General features: G+C 26.1%; 2 protein-coding genes. Both read left to right on the plus strand.

What is annotated here, in order from left to right; genetic code table 4:
- Positions 1 to 515 precede the first annotated feature (515 nt).
- Positions 516 to 1,820, plus strand: a complete 1,305-nt coding sequence (gene obgE / locus EHU54_RS05010) for a GTPase ObgE (RefSeq protein ID WP_400249271.1) — start codon at positions 516 to 518, stop codon at positions 1,818 to 1,820.
- Entirely contained in the window at positions 1,820 to 2,572 is a 753-nt protein-coding gene (gene nadE, locus EHU54_RS05015; protein WP_400249272.1) for an NAD(+) synthase, read from the plus strand. Before obgE ends, nadE begins: the two co-directional genes overlap by 1 nt.
- Positions 2,573 to 3,436: the final 864 nt, after the last annotated feature.

Consider the following 3,436-nt stretch of genomic DNA (forward strand, 5'->3'; position numbering starts at 1 on the left):
TAAAAAAACAACTCCTTTCTTTTAATTAATAAGAGTTGTTTTTTCCTACTTCATCCTTTATTTTACATTTAATAACATTTTCTAAAAAACAATTTTAATTGTTTTTTTCTTTTTTAAAGATTAAATAACTCCTAAAATATTTAAATTTTGTTATAATATAATATGTCCAAATATAAAAACGATTTAAGAATTAAAGAAAAATTTAAAGTAGGTTTCTTTACTTAGCAAGATAAATTTATATAACTTAATTAATAAATTTTTTAATATAAGGAGAATTAGTGCAAGAAATATTTTAATATACTAAAAGTATCTTCTAGTTTTATAATAATAAGTTATTGAAGCAAAAAATAAAAAGGGTTACTTTTAATTGACAAAGTAGTTTTAAAACAATTAGAAGTATTAAGCTAGGAAAAACAAAGATAACATTGTTAGTAGATAAAAATTATTTATAATGTAATGACAATGGTGATTATTTTTAAGGGCACAAAATTAACATAACGAGAAAAGGATACGTAATGAAATTTATTGATGTTGCAACAATTAAATTATTTGCAGGAAAAGGCGGTGATGGTGCCGTTGCTTTTCATCGTGAATTATATGTGCCAAAAGGTGGTCCTTCGGGTGGCGATGGTGGCGATGGTGGTAGCATTATTTTTGTTGGCGATGAAGGGATGAATACATTACTTGATTTAAAATATCAGAGAGAAATTAAAGCAGCCGATGGTCAAAATGGAAACATTAAAAGTATGCATGGTAAAAATGCTATTAATAAGTATATTAAAGTTCCGTTAGGTACATTAATTTATAATAATCAAACAAATGAAATTATTGGTGATATTACTACTCATAAGCAAGAAGTTGTCTTAGCAAAAGGTGGCCAGGGTGGCCGTGGTAATGCTCGCTTTGCAAATTCTAAAAATAAAGCACCGACTATCTTTGAAGCTGGTGATTTAGGGGAGACATTAGAGATTCGTTGTGAATTAAAAGTTTTAGCTGATGTTGGTCTAGTTGGTTTACCGAATGTTGGTAAATCAACTTTATTAGCAAAAATTTCAAAAGCTAAACCACAGATAGCTGATTATCCATTTACTACCTTAACCCCGCAATTAGGGGTGGTTCAAGATCAAAAACATCATAGTTTTGTTGTTGCAGATTTACCAGGGTTAATTGCTGGCGCAGCAGCAGGTAAGGGACTAGGACATGATTTTTTACGCCATATTGAACGTTGTAAATTGATTGTCCATGTCTTAGATATGTCAGGGAATTATGGAACAGAAGATGTTTACCAAAATTATTTAAATGTTAAAACAGAATTAAAAAAATATAATTATAAATTAGAATTACGACCAGAAATTATTGTAGCAAATAAAATGGATCTTGAGATTGCAGCAAAAAATTTAATTAAATTTAAGACGCAAATTCCAACTGCAGAAATTATTGAAGTTAGTGGTTTAATGAATCAAAATTTATCATTGTTAATAAATCAAATTGGAGCAGCTTTGACAAAAATTAAGGATAATAAAGCATTATGGCAATTAGATAAAATAACATCAACGGAAGAAGATTATAAAGTATATAAGTATACCACACCAATTGAACAAGAGGTGGAAGTTGTTAATCTTGGCAATGGTGTTTGAAAAGTAGCGGGGGCAGCAGTTTATCAAGCTTATCATAAAACACCAATTACAACTTATGATAATCTATTATTATTTAATAAAAAATTACAAGATTTAAAAGTTTTTGAAATATTACGAGCAAAAGGAGCAAAAGCAGGAGATATTGTTCGCATTTTTGATTACGAATTAGAATGGGATGGATAATGATGAAAGAATTAAAACAATATTTGAGTTATTTAGTAAAATGAATTAAAGCAGAAGTAACAAAATCCAAATGCGAGGGGGTTATTGTTGGTTTATCTGGCGGAATTGATTCAGCTGTTGTTAGTTTATTAGCAAAACAAGCTTTTCCTAATCATCATTTAGCAGTTATCATGCCCTGTCATTCTGATTATTTTGATCAAGAATGTGCACAATTATTAATTAATAATCATCAATTAAATTATCATCTTGTTGATTTAACAGCAACATATGATAATTTAATTGCAACATTAGCTTTACCACCACATCAATTAGCATTCGCTAATATTAAACCACGGTTACGAATGACGACCCTATATGCTTTAGCACAAAGCCATAATTATATGGTTTTGGGTACAGATAATGCTGATGAATGACATGTTGGATATTTTACTAAATATGGTGATGGTGCTGCTGATTTAGTTCCTATTATTCATTTACTAAAATCTGAAGTTCAGCAAGCAGCACAACTATTAGGTGTGCCATCACAAATTATTTCACGTCCACCAACAGCGGGATTATGGACTAATCAAACTGACGAAAAAGAATTAGGATTTACTTATCAACAATTAGATTATTATTTACAAGGAAAATCGGTTCCAGCAGCTATTGCACAACGAATTAAACAATCACATCAAAGTTCTGAACATAAACGACGATTACCTAAAGGACCACCCAATATTTTTAGTTCGTTAATTTCTGTTAGCAAAAATTAAAATTGTTTTGCAATTAGTATTGTAAAACTTTTTTTAATTAGAATTAATGTCTTTATCTTTTAGTAATTTCAAAGAAAGAACATTTTTTTGAAGTTAAGTTTTACAATTTGCAAAGTTATATATTTCAATTATTACATTATGTCTTTGAACAATTATAATATTTATTTTAAGTAAACTTATATTTAAATGAGAAATTGGGATTAACTAATGTAGATAATTTAGTTTTTTTTAAATTTAAATATTACTACTAAATAATGTTAAGATATTTTTAAAAAATAGATTTATGAATGGGTATACATTTAGGTTTTATAAAAAATTATTTTTTTATTATTTATTATTAATTTGTTTTTATTACTTAATTTATTATTTACATATCATATTTTAGGAGTCAAAAACAGTCTATGCTTTTAAAATGTGACTATTAATTATTATTTTGATAGCAAAATTAAGTAAACTAAAACAATTAATTTTAATTAGGATTTTTAATAAAATTAAGGAAACTAAATGTTTCCAAAAAGTGTGAGCACCACCTTTATGATAAAGTTAATACATTTTTGTTTAAAGTGGATTGTTTGCTTATTTTTGTTATATAATGAAAATAATAATATTAATATATATCTGATGTAATTATCGTTTATATCAATTTAAATCGATTATATTAATTAATATTGATTTAAATCGATTTAAAAGTAAAAATATAGTTTAAATAATGTAATTTTAACAATTAATGTTTTTTACCTTAATTGTTACTTTAATTATGTTAAATTGCAAAAATGCAATTAGAATATTATTATGTATTTATAAAATTTTATATTAGACTTCTTGCATAACCTATTAAAATAATTATAAATATTTTTAAAAAGA

This window comes from Spiroplasma sp. ald (assembly GCF_044714355.1).
In the GTDB taxonomy this organism is placed as follows: Bacteria; Bacillota_I; Bacilli_A; order Mycoplasmatales; family Mycoplasmataceae; genus Spiroplasma; species Spiroplasma phoeniceum.